The organism is Carnobacterium maltaromaticum DSM 20342 (genome assembly GCF_000744945.1).
GTDB lineage: Bacteria > Bacillota > Bacilli > Lactobacillales > Carnobacteriaceae > Carnobacterium > Carnobacterium maltaromaticum.
Map to the genome: position 1 here is coordinate 2160161 of NZ_JQMX01000001.1, position 17181 is coordinate 2177341.

General features: G+C 35.3%; 13 protein-coding genes and 2 other annotated features. All 13 genes read right to left on the minus strand.

Features of this window, described 5'->3' with window-relative positions; all coding sequences use genetic code 11:
• Positions 1 to 58: 58 nt before the first annotated feature.
• The 13 genes from BR77_RS10095 to BR77_RS10155 all read right to left on the minus strand — a co-directional run bounded on the left by BR77_RS10095 (position 59) and on the right by BR77_RS10155 (position 16982).
• Positions 59 to 409 carry a zinc ribbon domain-containing protein YjdM gene (locus BR77_RS10095; protein ID WP_035064812.1) on the minus strand — a complete coding sequence of 117 codons (351 nt, stop codon included), beginning with the start codon at positions 407 to 409 and terminating at the stop codon, positions 59 to 61.
• A gap of 221 nt (positions 410 to 630) precedes the next feature.
• Positions 631 to 1710 (minus strand): AOC03_06830 family ribosome hibernation factor, encoded by a 1080-nt coding sequence (locus BR77_RS10100; RefSeq protein WP_015075247.1) that lies wholly within the window; start codon positions 1708 to 1710, stop codon positions 631 to 633.
• A 424-nt stretch (positions 1711 to 2134) separates the two neighbouring features.
• Positions 2135 to 3334 carry a M20 family metallopeptidase gene (locus BR77_RS10105; RefSeq protein ID WP_010049984.1) on the minus strand — a complete coding sequence of 400 codons (1200 nt, stop codon included), beginning with the start codon at positions 3332 to 3334 and terminating at the stop codon, positions 2135 to 2137.
• Positions 3335 to 3428: 94 nt separating this feature from the next.
• Positions 3429 to 3684, minus strand: a binding site (T-box leader).
• A gap of 46 nt (positions 3685 to 3730) precedes the next feature.
• Entirely contained in the window at positions 3731 to 4450 is a 720-nt protein-coding gene (locus tag BR77_RS10110; protein ID WP_015075246.1) for a pseudouridine synthase, read from the minus strand.
• Between the two features lie 143 nt (positions 4451 to 4593).
• Positions 4594 to 5460, minus strand: coding sequence for a class II fructose-bisphosphate aldolase (locus BR77_RS10115; RefSeq protein WP_010049980.1), 867 nt, complete (start codon positions 5458 to 5460; stop codon positions 4594 to 4596).
• 443 nt (positions 5461 to 5903) lie between these two features.
• On the minus strand, positions 5904 to 9662 hold the full coding sequence (locus BR77_RS10120; protein ID WP_015075245.1) for an LPXTG cell wall anchor domain-containing protein: 3759 nt from the start codon (positions 9660 to 9662) through the stop codon (positions 5904 to 5906).
• 490 nt (positions 9663 to 10152) lie between these two features.
• A complete protein-coding gene (locus BR77_RS10125) occupies positions 10153 to 10989 on the minus strand; it encodes a MetQ/NlpA family ABC transporter substrate-binding protein (RefSeq protein WP_010052585.1) in 837 nt (278 codons plus the stop codon).
• A gap of 142 nt (positions 10990 to 11131) precedes the next feature.
• Positions 11132 to 11392 (minus strand) — a binding site (T-box leader).
• Positions 11393 to 11475: 83 nt separating this feature from the next.
• Positions 11476 to 12435 (minus strand): ribose-phosphate diphosphokinase, encoded by a 960-nt coding sequence (locus tag BR77_RS10130; RefSeq protein WP_015075244.1) that lies wholly within the window; start codon positions 12433 to 12435, stop codon positions 11476 to 11478.
• A 117-nt stretch (positions 12436 to 12552) separates the two neighbouring features.
• Complete coding sequence (locus BR77_RS10135; protein WP_010052582.1) at positions 12553 to 13062, minus strand: QueT transporter family protein; 510 nt, start codon at positions 13060 to 13062, stop codon at positions 12553 to 12555.
• A 192-nt stretch (positions 13063 to 13254) separates the two neighbouring features.
• On the minus strand, positions 13255 to 14019 hold the full coding sequence (locus BR77_RS10140) for a 3-oxoacyl-ACP reductase (RefSeq protein ID WP_015075243.1): 765 nt from the start codon (positions 14017 to 14019) through the stop codon (positions 13255 to 13257).
• A 72-nt stretch (positions 14020 to 14091) separates the two neighbouring features.
• Positions 14092 to 14313, minus strand: a complete 222-nt coding sequence (locus tag BR77_RS10145) for a DUF2829 domain-containing protein (protein WP_010052580.1) — start codon at positions 14311 to 14313, stop codon at positions 14092 to 14094.
• 273 nt (positions 14314 to 14586) lie between these two features.
• A complete protein-coding gene (locus BR77_RS10150; RefSeq protein ID WP_015075241.1) occupies positions 14587 to 15357 on the minus strand; it encodes an alpha/beta fold hydrolase in 771 nt (256 codons plus the stop codon).
• Positions 15358 to 15473: 116 nt separating this feature from the next.
• Entirely contained in the window at positions 15474 to 16982 is a 1509-nt protein-coding gene (locus BR77_RS10155; RefSeq protein ID WP_010052576.1) for a DUF1846 domain-containing protein, read from the minus strand.
• Between the last annotated feature and the right edge of the window lie 199 nt (positions 16983 to 17181).

Below are 17181 nucleotides of genomic sequence, written 5' to 3' on the forward strand. Positions count from 1 at the left end.
GCAACAAGAACCATGATAAAAAAGTGAGTTGCTAAAAAATTAGCCTCTCACTTTACACTTAAATCTTTTTAACAAACTCTGATTTCAATTTCATAGCGCCAAATCCATCAATTTTACAATCAATATCATGACCTGCGTTTAAATCACCATCGATTAAACGTATATTTTTTACCTTTGTACCTAATTTAATTGCTGTTAAGTAGCCTTTGACTTTCAAGTCTTTAATCACTGTGACAGTATCCCCGTCAGTTAAAATATTTCCATTTGAATCTCTTATAGCGTTAGCCTCTTCTGCTTTTTCAGCAGCATCCGCTGACCATTCGTGGGCACATTCTGGACAAACTAAAAGATTGCCATCTTCATAAGTATATTCTGAATTACATTCGGGGCAATTTGGTAAATTTTCCATTCTCACATTCCTCCATTCGCTTTTTATTATTTCTATCCATACTTATTCATTATATACGATTCAAAATATATTTCAATGCTCTGTGAGGGTTCTGGGAATTATCAAGTAGCCCTACCCTTTGGTGGGTAAACAGAAAGCGGTTCTCAAAAAAAATAACTCTACTATTTTTTCAAATAATAGAGTCATTTTATTCTCTTTTCAAAACATTAGTTTACTTTATATTAATAACGTAAAATCAACGCAATATGATGATACTTAGCTAAATAATCATTTGGGACAAAAACAACTTCTCCACCAAATTCAGTAACTGTATGGATAATCTCATTCACAATATCATCGACTACTTCTGCCTGTGACGTATCCTCTGTGACAATCAATGTTCCTTCTTCAATCACAGCTGATTGGAAAAAGTCTTTTTCGACATACAGTTTCTTCCCGCGACCTTCCGTCACCGCTTTATAAATATTGCTCAATTCATTAACAAGCTTATTTTCATTCTCTGCAGTTTCTAAATCTGCTAAAGATTGATCTAATTGATCTGAAACATAGGCTTCAATAACAGGATAAGCCAACTCTACAATTTCATGATTGGTAATTTTTGTTCGATCAAAGCTTCCATGAATACTCCCAATAAACCACTCATCTTGGTTAGCAATTTCATGGTAATATTCAATATTACGTTGGACACCTGCCAATATTACTGGAAGTGGATTTTCACGATAAATTTTGTAGAAAGCATTATCAGCTCGGTTGAAGAACTCTTTAATCAAATTATTTTGAACTGCCCCAATTGAATTTTGAGTTGGATCAGTTTCATAAAATTCCGTATTTTTAAAAGGAAAATCATCTGTTTCAAATTCTTGAACAAACGTATCATTAAAGAACTCAAGAACTCTAACTTCCTGTTGACTAAGAGTGAGCACGTAATAATGCTCTGTTTGTTTCACTGCTCGAATCAAATTACGTGTCGAGAATTTTTTATCTATTTTAACAGTATCTTTTTCAATTTCAATTGGCAACTTAATCGCTTCTTTAAAATCTTCAGAAGCAAATAAAATTAAGGTATCTAGGTATTGCTGATGATTTAATTCAGTCTCTAAAGCCCTTAAATTATCCATCACTCCCCAAACTTTGCGCTTATCATACAACTCTAACAATCTTTCTTCCGTTTCATTGATTAAATTTTTTAAAACAATCGCATCTTTCTGATTCTTAGGTGATGTTCTATGGGTTCGTAAAGAAATCGTCACCGCTGGATCATGGGTAAAATCGCTAATTTTCTTTAATTCTGAGTAGTCCATATCGTTCCTCCTTTAAAATAAAAAGCTTGTTGAGACGGGTAACTCTGGCAGAAAGATAGGAAAATACATGCAAAGTATCTTTTTACTTTGTAGGGATTTTATCTTCTTTTCGAAGAGTTGGCTCATAAGAGCTGGCCTTGATAAAAAGCTTGTTGAGACGGGTAACTCTGTAGAAAAATAGGAAAATACACTCAAAGTATCTTTTTACTTTGCGGGGATTTTATCTTTTTTCCGAAGAGTTGGCTCATAAGAGCTGGCCTTGATAAAAAGCTTGTTGAGACGGGTAGTTCTCAAGAGAAATCCGCTCTTAAAAACAATTAATTTTTCCCTAGATTAATCATAAATGAGTCGGAATCTTTTAGCAAATGTTAGCCCTTACTTTCTCAGGATTTTATTAAAATTTAAGCAATAAAACGATCAAAATTTATTTTGGTTGTTGCGCCAAGCTTTCTTGATGCTTCGCTTTTACTTCGGCCAATAGTGCATCATCTAAAATCAAGTCTAGAGCTGTGTTAGCTAAAAGATCTGCTCCCAATAAAATAGAGTCTAGCCCTTTTTGGCTACGAGCAGCAGCTTTAAATTCAATACTATGGCCAGCAATATACTCATCAGAAATTGAGATTGTTGGTTGAATTGTTGGAATCACTTGACTGACGTTCCCAACATCCGTTGAACCTCCTCCAGCTGGTGAAAATTTTTCAGCTACATCAAATCCTGCTTCGTTTAAATGTTTTAGATAAATTTCATCAAAACGATACGTCGGAACCGTATCATCCACGGAATTTTGAAATAGACCAAATTTATACGTTGTCCCTGTTGCTAAAGCAGCACCTTTGACAATATTCTCAACTTTTTGATACACATCATTTAAGGTACTTCTAGCTGCTGCACGCAGATAAAAGCGAGCCGAAGCATATTCTGGCACAACGTTTGCTACATCACCACCGTGGGTAATAATACCATGGATGCGTACGTCATCTGATAAATGTTGACGTAATGCATTGATGGAATTGTAGACTTGCAAAACAGCATCTAGCGCATTGATGCCCTTTTCTGGAGCTGCGGCTGCATGAGAAGCCTTACCGAAGAACTCAATATCAACAGGATCATTCGCTAACGAATGAGCTGTTAAGCCATTTTCATAGCTAGGGTGAACACATAAAGCTACATCAACATCTTTAAAGAAACCTTCTCTGACAAAGCTACCTTTAGCTGAGCCGTTTTCTCCACCTTCTTCACCTGGTGTTCCATAGACTCTAATTTCTCCACCAACTTCATCAATTATTTGTTTTAGTGCACTGGCAGCTAAAACTGAAGTTGTTCCAAATAAATTATGTCCACATGCATGGCCAATTCCTGGTAAAGCATCATACTCAGCTAAAAAAACAATCGTCGGCCCACTTTTTTTGGCTTGGTAACGAGCATCAAAACCAGTCCGATGTCCAGCGACATCTACTTTAACATCAAAGCCTTCCGCTTTAAGTTGTTGAACCAACGCATTTGAAGAGTAATACTCATAGTTACTCACTTCTGGATGATCATGAATGTCTAAAGCTAAGGCTTGATACGTGTCCTTTCTTGTTTCAATAAAATTCTTTAAGGTCTTTTGATTTGTCGTTGTCATATTTTTTCCCCCTCGTATAATATAAAAGCTAGCCTAAAAAACTAATTTATTTTTGTAAAATAAAAAAACTCCCATCCAATGCATGAATAAACATACAAAGGACGGAAGTTTCCGCGGTACCACCTTTTTTATAGCGCTAAATAAACGCTATCTCTCCAATACTTGAATCTTTATTGATTCGCATATCTTAGCACTATAACAGGTGCTCCCGTAATGATTTAAAAGAAATTTTCTAGTTCAATCATTAATACTCCAAGACCATTTTCCACTAATAAGCCACTGTCTCTTTTCACCAACCGAGACTCTCTAAAAGCTTTTTATTACTGTACTTTTCTCTTCACTGTATTCTCATTATTTTTTCATTATATTACCATTAACTATCAAACTTGTAAAGCTTTATTTAAAATAAGGTTTCAATAAATCCAATTCTCTCTGATTTAATGGACGATACGTTCCTACTGCTAAATCTTCATCCAAAGTTAAAGGTCCCATGGTTAGCCGCTTCAAGTAAGTTACTTTTTTTCCAACTGATAAAAACATTTTTTTAACTTGATGAAATTTACCTTCACTAATTGAAAGGAGAACATGACTTTCGATTGGACTTTGAGCTAAGATAGTTAGTTTAGCCGGTTTACACTGGATATCACCATGAAAAATAATGCCTTTATCAAATGCTTCTTGATCCTCAGTAGTTGCTAGGCCATTAACCTTAACTTCATAGGTTTTAAAAATTTCTTTGTGAGGCACTAATAATTGATGCGCTAGCTGACCATTATCGGTAATCAGCAATAATCCTTCTGTATCTTTATCTAAGCGACCAACAGGAAATAATCCCGCTCGAATATCCTCAGGTGCTAATAAATCAAGTACCGTTTGATTTTCTTCGTCTCTAACAGCACTTACCACACCATTTGGCTTATTCAACATATAATATACATGAGTATTATGTGTGACCTTTTTTCCTGCAACTAAAATTTCTTGTAACTGTGAGTCTGCATTATAATTATCTGTTAAAATAAGCTCACCATCAATGCGAACTTGTTTTCCCTTGATTAGCTTTTTGACTTGCCGTCTTGATCCATAACCAGTTTCTGATAATAATTTATCTAATCGCATAAAAACTCTCCTTCTAACTTGTTATTCATTAGCCTTAACATTGAACTATGTATTGGAAAATAAAAACGAAGAGGCTAGGAATTTTCATCCTAGCCTCTTCTATTCGTATGGAACATGGAGCATTACAGAAAACTTAGGTTTAATTAAGCTTTTCCGTTTGAACCAAACCATTCAATTCTTTGTTCAACTAACTCTTTAACAGCTGTTGTACCAGGAGCTAATAATTTACGAGGGTCAAAACCTTTACCTTCTAAATCTTTACCTTCTTCGATATATTTGCGTGTTGCTGCTGCAAATACTTCTTGACACTCAGTGTTAACGTTAATTTTTGAAACGCCTAATGAAATAGCTTTTTTAACTTGTTCAACTGGAATTCCAGATCCACCGTGTAATACTAATGGCATACCATCAGTAATATCAGCGATTGCTGATAATGTTTCAAAGCTTAAACCAGTCCAGTTAGATGGGTAAGAACCATGAATGTTACCAATACCTGCTGCTAAGAAATCAATTCCTAAATCAGCAATAATTTTACATTCTTCTGGAGAAGCTAATTCACCAGTACCGATAATTCCGTCTTCTTCTCCGCCGATGCTTCCAACTTCACATTCAACAGAAACGCCTTTAGCATGAGCTTGTTTAACAACCTCTTTCGCTTTTTCAAGGTTTTCTTCGAATGGTAAATGAGAACCATCAAACATAACTGAAGTATAACCAACACGGATACATTCTAGAGCATCTTCATAGTCACCATGATCTAAATGAAGAGCAACAGGAACAGTAATCCCCATAGAGTCAATCAAGTTTTTAACTAGATTGTAACAAACTTCATAGCCACCCATATATTTTGCTGCGCCCATTGATGTTTGAATCATGACAGGTGCGTTAGAAGCTTGTGCTCCCTCTAAAATCGCTTTTGTCCACTCTAAGTTGTTTGTGTTAAATGCGCCAATCGCGTATTTACCTTCACGCGCTTTTTTTGTCATTTCTGCTGCTGATACTAATGCCATAAATTAATTCCTCCTAATGAAATTTTTTATTCCGTATTACTTAAATTCAACCTTGAAGTCCATTAATTTTGCAATTAATTTCAGCCATCGAAGAATTCAGGAATCTACTATCATATTGTATCAATATAATGGGAAAATTTCCATAAAGATGGCAAATAATTTTAAAAAAATCACATTTTTGTCCCGATTAGGTCATAAAATCAGTAAATTATTGGTAAATTTAATCAAAAAAGCGATTTATTGGTCTATTTTCGTCCCACTCATCTATAAATAACAACTTTCGTTAAATGCTTACCAAAGCAAAATTATTATTTTTATAACCTTAACTATATTAAATAGAGTCGTTTTTCCCCAAATACAACTTAAAAAATTTCGTTATTTGCTTATTTATTCGTGTAAAAAGGATTGAGCTGTTAAAAATAACAACTCAATCCTTCTATTTTTTATTCTTTTTGACGATCTTTATTTCGTTTATTTAATAGGAATGCAATACCTGCTAAACTTAACAGGCTTCCCATCATTAAACTTTGATTTGCTGTTTCTGAGGTTTGCGGCAATTTCTCTTTTATTACTTTTGTTGGGTTTGATTCTTTTGTTAATGTTGTTGTTGGTCCACCAGTATTTGGCAACTGATTATTTCCTGGTTTTTCAGGTGTTACTGGTGGTATAACTGGATTCTTTTTGATTTCAAAAGTATCTGTCGTTATAGAAATCTCACCCTCAGTTGAAGTTTCTGTAACTGTCACCGTATACGAACCATCTTCTGTTGGAACAGGAATATCTGGTCCTGTTCCAGTACTGATAATATTTCCATCCTTATCCTTAATTACCCACGTTAATGTTGAATCTGGTAATTTTTGACCTGCTGTAATTTTATCTGGGTTGAGCGGCTTTTCAATTTCAATAGTAGCATCTGGATGGCGAATAACAAATGTATCATTTACGATACTTATTTCACCTTCTGGGCTCGTTTCTGTAATTTTAACTGTATACGTACCATTCTCTGTTGGAACAGGAATATCCTTACCAGAACCACTGCTAATTACAGTCCCGGATTCATCTGTAATTTCCCAGGTTAACTCAGAATCAGGGATTTTTTGACCTCCTGTAATTGTCTCTGGATTGATTGGTTTAGAAACTTCAACTTCCGCTTTTGGATAACGGACTTCAAAGTTAACTGAAGCTGTATGAGCTTCACCTTCTAGACTTGTTTCTGTAGTTATTAACTGATAGTGCCCTTCTAATTTTGGTACCTCCGCATCAGTACCACTGCCTGTGCTAATAAGATTTCCTGCTAAATCTCTCACTTCCCAAGTTAAAGTCGAATCTGGTAATTCTTGACCTGCTGTAAGTTTACCTGGATTCACAGGTTTATCTACTTCTGCTGTAGCCTTGGGATGACGAATCTCAAAGTCCGATGAACTGACACTAGTTTCATTTTCAGGACTCGTTTCTGTTACTGTTACAGTATAGTGACCATTGTCTGTAGGAACTGGAATATCTGAACCTGTACCACTACTAATTACCGTTCCATCTTGATCTGTAATTTCCCATGTCAATGTTGAATCCAGAATTTTTTGGCTTCCAGTAATTTTTTCTGGATTGACTGCTTTATCTACTTCAACTTCCGCTTGTGGATGGCGGATTTCAAAACTAGTCTCTGCAACACTAATTTCGTTTTCGGGACTGGTTTCGGTCACTAAAACTTTATATTTTCCTTCTTCAATTGGTACTGGAATATCTAAACCTGTGCCATTACTGATCACTACTCCATTTTCGTCAACAATTTCCCATGTTACTGTTGAATCTGAAATCTTATTTGTTGCTGTAATTTTTTCTGGATTAAAAGGTTGGTCCACAGCTACTGTTGCTTCTGGATGACGAACTTCAAATTTCTTCCTATCTGAACTAATTTCGCCTTCTGGGCTTTTTTCTACAAGTGTAACTTGGTATTTCCCCTCATCTTCTGGAACAGGAATTTCAGTGCCTACTCCACTTGCAATAGCTTTTCCGTCCTCATCTGTAATTACCCAATAAACTTCTGAATCTGGAATTTTATGGGTTCCAGTAATTTTTTCAGGATTGATTGCTTTATCTACTATAACTTCCGCTTTTGGATGACGGATTTCAAAGTCAACATTTGCAATGCTGCTTTCTCCTTCTGGGCTGATTTCAGTTACTGCTACTTGATATTTTCCTTCTTCGTCTGGTACAGGAATATCTAAACCTGTGCCACTACTAATAACCGTTCCAGTTTCATCTTTCATTTCCCATGTCACCGTTGAGTCTGAGATTTTATTTGTTGCTGTTATTTTTTCTGGATTAAAAGACTTATCAACTGTCACTGTTGCTTCTGGATGACGAATTTCAAAGTTAGTCTCAGCATTGCTACGTTCCCCTTCTGGACTTGTTTCGACTACAATTACTTTATATTTTCCTTCTTCGGTTGGTACGGGAATATCTAAGCCCGTTCCACTGTTAACGACTTTTCCATTTTCATCTTTGATCTCCCATGTTACTGTTGAATCTGGAATTTTATTTGTTGCCGTAATCTTCTCTGGGTTAAAGTGCTTGTCGACAGCTACTGTTGCTTCTGGGTGGCGAATCTCAAATTTAGCCACTGCAATACTAGTCTCGCCTTCTGGACTTGTTTCAGTTACTGCTACTGTATATTTTCCTTCTTCGTCTGGTACGGGAATATCTAAGCCTGTTCCACTATTAATGACTTTTCCAGTTTCATCTTTCATTTCCCACGTTACTGTTGAATCTGGGATTTTATTTGTTGCCGTAATTTTTTCTGGATTAAAAGGCTTATCAACTGTCACCGTTGCTTCTGGATGACGAATTTGAAAGTTAGTCTTAGCAATACTGATTTCGCCTTCTGGACTTGTTTCAGTTACCGTTACTGTATATTTTCCTTCTTCAACTGGTACTGGAATGTCTAATCCCGTTCCACTGTTAATGACTTTTCCATTTTCATCTTTGATCTCCCATGTTACTGTTGAATCTGGGATTTTATTTGTTGCCGTAATCTTCTCAGGATTAAAAGGCTTGTCTACTGTTACAGTTGCTTTTGGATAGCGAATCTCAAAATTAGTTTCTGCATCTTTAAACAATCCTTCAACACTTGTTTCTCTGACTTTAACTGTATATTTCCCTTCTAAAGTAGGGACTGGAATCGTTGTTATATCCGTTCCTGATGCAACTACTGTGCCTGATTCATCAAAAATTTCCCAGCTACCAGTCGAGTTTGGTAGTTCCAATCCTGCTGTAATTTCTTTAGGATTAAATGGTTTTTCAACAGCTACTACAGGATCTGGACGGCGGATGCTAAAGGTATTTGTTGTCTCATCCGCTAAAGGATTGCCGTATTTAGTTTGACTTGTAGAACTTACTGTATTTGTATAGTCCCCATTTGGCAGGCTTTCTAAAAAGTCTTTTGTTGGATTTCCAGAACCCGTCCATTCTCGTCCATCTGTGTGACGAATAACCCAAGTTTCATTTGAGGTGTCACTGTTGCTAGTATTTAGAATAGATTCAGGATTAATTGGCTTATCAACAATACTCTGAACTTCTAATTTTTGCATATTTATATATGCTCCAGCACTAATACTATTTTTCCCTGTCGGAAAAATAAAACGAACGTAATACTCACCTGTTGTTAAACCGTAATCTGCAAATTTTACAACGGTACCGGGTTCATAATTTGTATCTGGTACAACTATTTGGCCATTTTCATCTTCAATATTAAACATCACTTGGCCTGTAACAACACGAGAACCAATGTATTTAACTGCTATATTGGTTAATAAATCAAATGTAAAAGCCTCTTCGTCACCGTCAAAGCCAACATAGAAGCCGTCCATCTCAATTTCCCAATCAGTCTCTCCAGCTCTGGAAATAGGTGGAATAATTGTTTCTGCTAAATTAGAAATTACTGCACTTTCTTGTTGTTTTACTTGTACTGGTTCAGTGAATTCTTCAGTAGTATTTTCTTCAACAACCTGGTCTTCTTCTATAACCGTCTCTTCTTCTGCAATACTGTTTTCTTCACTTATTTTTACTTTTTCATTTTTTTCAGTAGTGTCTTCTGTATTGACGATTGGTTCTACAGCCAACGCAGTCGATCCTATTTCTGTAGTTAACATACTTAAGGTCACCGAACAGACTGCTAGAGTCTTTAAAATATCATTTCTTTTCATTTTGTTTTATCCTCCTCCATATTTTATAATTAATATAAACAAACAAATAATACACCTAGTTATTATAGCACCATATCCATTGATTATTTTGTTTTTTTCTCCCTATTTAAGCGAAAAAAAATAATTTTTATTGTTTATATTTGTTTAACGTTATTAAATAGATTAACAAAAAACGCTCGTATCATTAATGTTTACTACGAAAATTCGTACAAACATTATTATCTTAAAATTTTAAAATATAGCTTCTATTTATTTAATTATGTTATATTTAAAATAAGTTTATTTTTTCCTAACTCAAGGAAAAAATAAACTTATCTAACCAATTTTTAGGAATTAAGCATTTAGAATCCCTTAAAATTTTATTGACTCCTATGTACTTCGCTTGTCTGACACTATTTTCAAAATAAACACTATAAATAGACAAAAAAACTTCTAGCGAAATTTGATTAACCGAATTTCACTAGAAGCTTTCTATTTATAAAAAATTTCCTTATTTTGCATCCCAAATTGGAATATCCGTACCATTTGTTGTTGAATCAATTAATTTTTTTGTTGCTTCTGTTTGATATTCTGCAACTACCTTTTTATAGACTTTATTGTCTTTGTCCGCTTTGCGTGCTGCGATTACATTTTTGTATATATCTTTTACTTCCGAAATATTATCTGTGTCTAAATACAGTGCATCTTTCTTAGGACTAAAACCTGCATCTACTGCATAGTTTGTATTGACAACTGCTGCTGCTACATCTTGTAAAGAGCGCGCTGTTTGGGCAGCATCTAATTCTTTAATCTGAATATTTTTTGTATTTTCTGTAATATCATTAACAGTTGGAGAAGCAGCCTTTGTATCCAACTTAATCAAATCTAACGCTTGCAAGAGTAGTAAAGCACGTCCACCGTTTGTAACGTCATTTGGAATCGCGATAGAATCGCCATCTTTAAGCTCTTTTATATCTTTGATTTTTTCAGAGTAAATACCTAATGGCGAAACAAAAGTAAAGCCAATCGGCGTTAAATCTGCATCATTATTTTTATTAAAATCTTCTAAAAAGGCCACATGCTGAAAGGCATTTAAGTCAATATCCCCGTTTTTCAATGCAATATTGGGCTGATTATAATCCGTAAATTCGACAACTTCCAAGTCAATGTTTTGATCTTTTAAGCGTTTAGCAACATCTTTCCAAATTTCGATTGCAGACTCACTAACTACCCCGATTTTTACTTTTTCAACTTTATCTGCTTTATCTCCGGTCCCTTTAGCGCCACATGCCCCTAAAATAAAAATAAATGCTGCTGCCAATGTTATTAATCCAATTCTCTTTTTCATACTCAATCTCCCCTTTTCTATCTATTCTCATTTCATTGCATATCTATTCATCAAGTCTTGCCTTCCCTTTCTGAAGAATTAGGTAGTCAAAAGGACAACAAAAAAACCCTTTTACCAAGAAACTCTCTTTGAGTATTCTTAATAAAAGGGCGAAATTTTCGCGTTACCACCTTTTTTTACAGGTGCATCACTACATCTGTCTCTACCAGTACTTAAGCTGAAAAAAGCTTGTCAAACTGTGGCAATATAACGGCTGCATCCGGAATGACCTAAAGGAGTTCTCTCCAGTTTAGCCATTCAACTCCAAGACCATGTTCAACTCTACTATCCACCACCTGTTCCCACCTAGCCAGGCTCTCTTTGCGCTTCATTTCAAGTTTACTCTTCTTTTCATCGTTTTTTCACATTATTTTTTAATCTCTTTTTAATAATCATTAGTTTAGCACAGCGGTAAAATAAAAGTCAAGAAAATAATTTGAATTTCAATTAAAATTTGAACAAGGAACTCATAGGTACATTTTCATGAATCCGTTTAATACCCTCACCCATTAACTGAGAACACGTAATAATTTCTAAGTTTTCTGGCGTTCTCTTTTCCGTTAAATCAATTGAATCCGTGACGCAGATTTTTTTAATCGGAGCATTCTCTAATATTTCTGTCGCATTAGCTGAAAACAAACCGTGTGAAGCGCAAGCATAAACTTCTTTGGCACCACTGTCCATTAAAACATTGGCCGCCTTAGCTAATGTTTCGCCAGTATTAATCATATCATCGATCATGATACACGTTTTCCCAGTGATATTTCCAATTACATAACCGGACTCTTCTCCGTTTTCATCAACATGTTGATCAACGATTGCTAAAGTAGTATCTAGATATTCAGATAGCGTTCTAGCTCTACCAACACCACTATTTTTAGGTGACACCACCACTACTTCTTCATTATTTAAGCCACATTCATGATAATAACGAGCTAATAATGGCAAAGTAAATAAATTGTCCACTGGAATGTCAAAAAATCCTTGTAACTGAACTGTGTGTAAATCTAACGTCAATATTCTAGTTGCACCAGCTTTTTGAATCATATTTGCAACTAATTTTGCTGTAATTGGTTCTCTAGGTTTCGCTGTCCGGTCTTGTCTTGCATAACCAAAATAAGGCATGACTACATTAATTGTCTTAGCACTAGCTCGTTTCAATGCATCAATCATAATTAATAATTCTAGCAAATGGTCATTCACAGGGTTATTCGTTGATTGAATAATATAAACATGGTCCCCACGAATACTTTCTTCAATATTAATTTGAATTTCTCCATCGCTAAAGTGACGCACACTACTTTTACCTAGCTCAATTCCCACCACCTCGGCTATTTTTTCTGCCAATGGTTGATTAGCGTTTAAACTAAAAATTTTCAATGATGGATCTTTATAAGATGTTGTCATGATACCCTCCAACTGTATTTTTTATTCTCTTGTTACTGTACCATAAAAAGAGGAAATAAACAGCCATTTCTGTTTATTTCCTCTCGCTAAATGGTGATAACAAGCTGTTTAGTTAAATTATTTAGTTAAATCTATTTTTTTACTGATCCAATGAATCAACACTCCGCCAATCGTCATTGAGACGAATTCGCCTAATCCGATTGTTAACCAACTGAACCAAAATGGAATACCTAATAATAGAGTCAATTGAGCTGCAATTGTAAACATTGAAAAGCTACAAATCAATGCTGTCACAGCTAACTTAACGAACTGATTTTTTATTTTTCGGGTCACAAAATAAACCAATACTAAGACACAAAAAGTCGATAGGCCCCCCACAATGACATCAATCATCCCCAGTGGTGACGCTAAATTGGCTAACATAACACCTAATGTGACAGCGATAATATAACGCTTATTAAATACAGCTAAATAATTAAACATTTCAGCTAATCTAAATTGAATAGCGCCAAAGCTAATCACCGAAAAAACTAAAGTGACGGTTACATACAAAGCTGTTACTAAAGCCATCTTCGTTAAGGATGCTGCAGACCATTTTGCAGATTGGTTTTTCTCAAATTTATTCATTTTATTTCTCCTTTGTAAATTCCTGCAGTATTCTAAGAACCCGCCTTGGAATTTAGTGTTAACTACGACCAAAGGAAGTGAAACACGAGTCTGAGTTCAGATTGTGCGCCAACAAAGTGTCGTAGTGTCGTGCTAATTAGAAAGTATCTAACTTTATTTAGTATACCTTATTTCTCTCGATTTTTAAAAATTTTATTTTTCTAACCAGCCACCATCAATAGGTAGCACTGTACCATGGATATAATCTGCCAAACTGCTAGCTAAAAACAGCGTTAGATCTGCTACTTCTTTAGGTTGAGCCCATCTTCCAGCTGGTGTTTCCTTCGCCACCCATTTTGCCATTTCACCTGTTCCTGCAAAATCAGCTTTGTTCATGGGGGTTTCGATTGCACCTGGAGCAATTGCATTACAGCGAATCCCATGTTTAGCATAGTCATAGTCTAGCTGTTTCGTGTAGCCAATAATACCATGTTTCGCTGTGGTGTATGCCGCTCCGCCGCCTCCTGCAACTAATCCCGCAATGGAAGCCATATTCACAATTACGCCATACTTTTGCTCTAACATCCCCGGTAAAATTGCATTAGCGACAAAATACATTCCTTTTAAGTTTGTATTTAGGACACGATCCCACAGAGCTTCATCCGTTTCTAAAGTTGGAGTATAGTTATCTAATATCCCAGCTGTATTTAATAGAATATCAATTTTCCCAAAAGTAGATAGTGCCGTTTTCACAGCTTCTTTAACATCTTTTTGTTGAGCGACGTCTCCAGTTAAATAGGCAAAATTCTGGCCTATACTATTTTGGAATACAGCATTAGTTAAGACATCCGGTTCGACAATATCCATTCCAAAAACAGTCGCACCTTGCTTTAAAAAGGCCTCAGCCTGAGCCAATCCAATACCAGAAGAAATCCCTGTTATAAACACTACTTTTTCCTTAAATTCATCAATGATCATCGATTCCCCTCATTTCCAGTTGCTTTAAAACACCAAAAAAGTTCACGCTTCCACATGAACTTTTTAGTTAAATTATTGAACTATTTCCCAGTCTTCTGCTAAAATATCACAGACTGTTGGTGAAAACATCGTGTAACCTTCATCTGCAGTTTTAATTAGAAAATAAGGATTTAGCGTTGAGCCCTTGTGAGTTGAAGTTGGTTCTAAAAATACGTATAACTCAAAACCACCCCAGCCCGATCTAATTATTTTTTTCCCATTTTTTAAATGCGGTAGAATTTCTTCAAAAGTCATTTTATCTCTCCTTATATAAAAAGTTTGTTGAGGCGTTTAGCTCCGGCAAGAAAATAGGAAAAATTGATAGGACGCTTTTTGTCCTCTCGAATTTTTATCTTTTTCTCGAGGAGTTGGCTCATAAGAACTAGCCTAATAGTATGTTTGTTGAGCCGCTTAGCTCCATAAAAGCTTAATAAGTTCACCCTATATAATTAAAATAACGCCTCTTTATTTTCGCATACTCTATAACTAATGTATAGCCTCTTTCCTAAACTGACTAGTTCAGAAAACTCATTCATTTATTCCAATTAATTCCTCTGTAAAAAATTCTGTAACTTGATCCATTACTTCACTGCGCACCAAATGGCGCTCTTTTTCATCAACTAGAAAAAGAACATTTTCTGCATATTCATGTTCCTTGATTTCTTCATAAAAATCATAAGCGGATTCAAATGGGATTTTTTCGTCTTCTTTACCATGCCAAAATAATAATGGACGCTTGGCTAATTTACTAGGATTAAGAGCTAAATCATAATTATCTAGCCAATTTAATAAGAGTGGTAGATCCTGTGGTACAAAGATATCTCGTTCAGCTACAGTACGTAAGACTAGTTGTAAATAGCTAGTTGGAGCCGGCGTTCCCATGATACATGCAGCTACTTGAATTTCTGGATGTTGCGTTAAAAGCGCACAAGTAGTAATCCCACCCATAGAAACACCACCTACACCAATTTTTTCATTTTGAATTAAGCCTTGTTTTTGATAAAAATGGGTTAACTGAGAAAATTCAGCGAGATTAAATTGAACACTTGACCAAAAAGTCATCGCTGGAATTGTAGAAATGGCTCCCACGCGACGTTCTCCATGGTTCATCGCATCAGGTAATAAAACGCGGATGCCTTTCTTTGCTAATTTTCTAGCTTGAGTTAAAACTAATTCTTTCGAAGATTGCCAGCCATGGTAATAAATAACTAGAGGTAATGGAGCTAATTTCAACTCATCCATGACCACTTCTAAGACTGGTATTTTCTTGATAAATCGGTGACGAACACTTATTTTCATTTGAAACTTCCTTTCACTAAATACCCTCATTCTTACTTTACATAGTACAACTTGTTGATTCTTAAGTAAATAAAAAGAGACTAAGACTTTTAGTTTAGTCTTAGCCCTTATATTTTTTAGATGTAATACAAATTCTCAGAAGAATAAATGGGATCACACGTAATATCTATGCCTAATTCTCGTAAAATTTGCTCATCATTTTTACTTAACATAACTGTTGAGTGGGCTTGGACATCCGCTAACTCAGCTAGCTTATCATAAGCTAATTGGGCAGTCGGATTCGTAACCGCACTAATGGCTAAAGCAATCAGAATTTCATTAGCATTTAGAGAAGTGATTTTACTGTGTAAATCGTTTGTCTTCATATTTTGAATCGTTTCTAAGACTAATGGCGATAGCAAGAAAATTTCATCTGAAATATTAGCAAGTATTTTAAGTGAATTTAAGATTGCTGCTGAACAAGAATCCATCAATGAAGTGGTTTTACCAGTAACAATTCGGCCATCTTGTAACTCAAAAGCAATGACTCCCGGAGTTTCGTTGGTTTCATTCTGCTCTTTAAGCTTTTCAGAATAATGGCGCGCTCGTTTAACAGGTCCACGATCTTCTTTTTTCAGTTCTACTTCTTCCATAATTAACTTAATTCGATTAACTGTTTCTTCATCAACTAGCCCTTTTTTAAAGTCACATTCTGTTGCAAAACAGCGACGAATAATTTCCTGTTTTGCTGCTTCTTGGACAACATCATCGTCTGTAATACCAAAACCAACGCGGTTAACTCCCATGTCTGTTGGAGATTGATAAACGGACTCTTTTCCTGTAATCCGCTCAATAATACGCTTAATAACAGGGAATGTCTCAACATCGCGATTGTAGTTGACTGCAACAGTTTGATACTTATCAAAGTGGAACGAATCAATCATATTAACGTCTTTAAGATCCACCGTTGCCGCTTCATAAGCAATGTTCAATGGATGTTTTAAAGGCACATTCCAAACTGGGAATGTTTCAAATTTAGAATATCCTGCAGCTTTGCCATGACGACTTTCATGATAAAGTTGGCTTAAACAAGTAGCTAATTTCCCACTGCCTGGACCTGGTGCAGTCACGACTACAATTGGTTTGGTTGTTGGAATATAACTGTTTTTACCAAATCCCTCTTCACTCACAATCTTATCGATATTGGTTGGGTAATCTTCAATTGCTGTATGTTTATAGACCTTGATATTTCGTCTTTCTAACTTGTTAATAAAAAGTTTCGTTGCTGGTTGTCCATTATAACGAGTGATCACTACGCTATTAATTTCTAAACCATAGCCTCTTAATTCATCAATCAAGCGTAAAATATCCATATCATAAGTAATACCATAGTCGCCACGAATCTTATTGCGTTCAATATCGCCTGCGTACACACAAATTAAGATTTCTGCTTGATCTTTTAGCTTTTGTAACAATTTAATCTTTGAATCTTCATCAAAACCTGGCAAAACACGTTTAGCATGCTTGTCCCCAATTAATTTCCCACCAAATTCAAGATACAATTTGTCGTAATCATGAACTCGCTCAAGAATATATTTTGACTGCTCTTCAATATACTGTTGTGGATCAAACCCGATTTTTTTCATTTGCTAACCTCGACTATTTATATTTTTAAAACTTCCTTTGAAATAATTCCTTTTCCTATCTTACCACTTTTTGCCTTTCAATAGGACCTAATTTACACTTAATTTTAATTTCTTATTTCACTCTCTTTTAAATGAATCAATTAAGAAAAATAAATCCGCTTAAAATAACACAAAGAACTGCTAGACTTTATTTGGTCAA

What these genes read in the sequence shown, in the direction of transcription:
- BR77_RS10150 (WP_015075241.1), bottom strand. Translation starts at nt 15,357, where the DNA reads ATGAAAATAAGTGTTCGTCACCGATTTATCAAGAAAATACCAGTCTTA.
- BR77_RS10115 (WP_010049980.1), bottom strand. Translation starts at nt 5,460, where the DNA reads ATGGCATTAGTATCAGCAGCAGAAATGACAAAAAAAGCGCGTGAAGGT.
- BR77_RS10140 (WP_015075243.1), bottom strand. Translation starts at nt 14,019, where the DNA reads ATGATCATTGATGAATTTAAGGAAAAAGTAGTGTTTATAACAGGGATT.
- BR77_RS10120 (WP_015075245.1), bottom strand. Translation starts at nt 9,662, where the DNA reads ATGAAAAGAAATGATATTTTAAAGACTCTAGCAGTCTGTTCGGTGACC.
- BR77_RS10130 (WP_015075244.1), bottom strand. Translation starts at nt 12,435, where the DNA reads ATGACAACATCTTATAAAGATCCATCATTGAAAATTTTTAGTTTAAAC.
- BR77_RS10100 (WP_015075247.1), bottom strand. Translation starts at nt 1,710, where the DNA reads ATGGACTACTCAGAATTAAAGAAAATTAGCGATTTTACCCATGATCCA.
- BR77_RS10125 (WP_010052585.1), bottom strand. Translation starts at nt 10,989, where the DNA reads ATGAAAAAGAGAATTGGATTAATAACATTGGCAGCAGCATTTATTTTT.
- BR77_RS10110 (WP_015075246.1), bottom strand. Translation starts at nt 4,450, where the DNA reads ATGCGATTAGATAAATTATTATCAGAAACTGGTTATGGATCAAGACGG.
- BR77_RS10135 (WP_010052582.1), bottom strand. Translation starts at nt 13,062, where the DNA reads ATGAATAAATTTGAGAAAAACCAATCTGCAAAATGGTCTGCAGCATCC.
- BR77_RS10145 (WP_010052580.1), bottom strand. Translation starts at nt 14,313, where the DNA reads ATGACTTTTGAAGAAATTCTACCGCATTTAAAAAATGGGAAAAAAATA.
- BR77_RS10095 (WP_035064812.1), bottom strand. Translation starts at nt 409, where the DNA reads ATGGAAAATTTACCAAATTGCCCCGAATGTAATTCAGAATATACTTAT.
- BR77_RS10105 (WP_010049984.1), bottom strand. Translation starts at nt 3,334, where the DNA reads ATGACAACGACAAATCAAAAGACCTTAAAGAATTTTATTGAAACAAGA.
- BR77_RS10155 (WP_010052576.1), bottom strand. Translation starts at nt 16,982, where the DNA reads ATGAAAAAAATCGGGTTTGATCCACAACAGTATATTGAAGAGCAGTCA.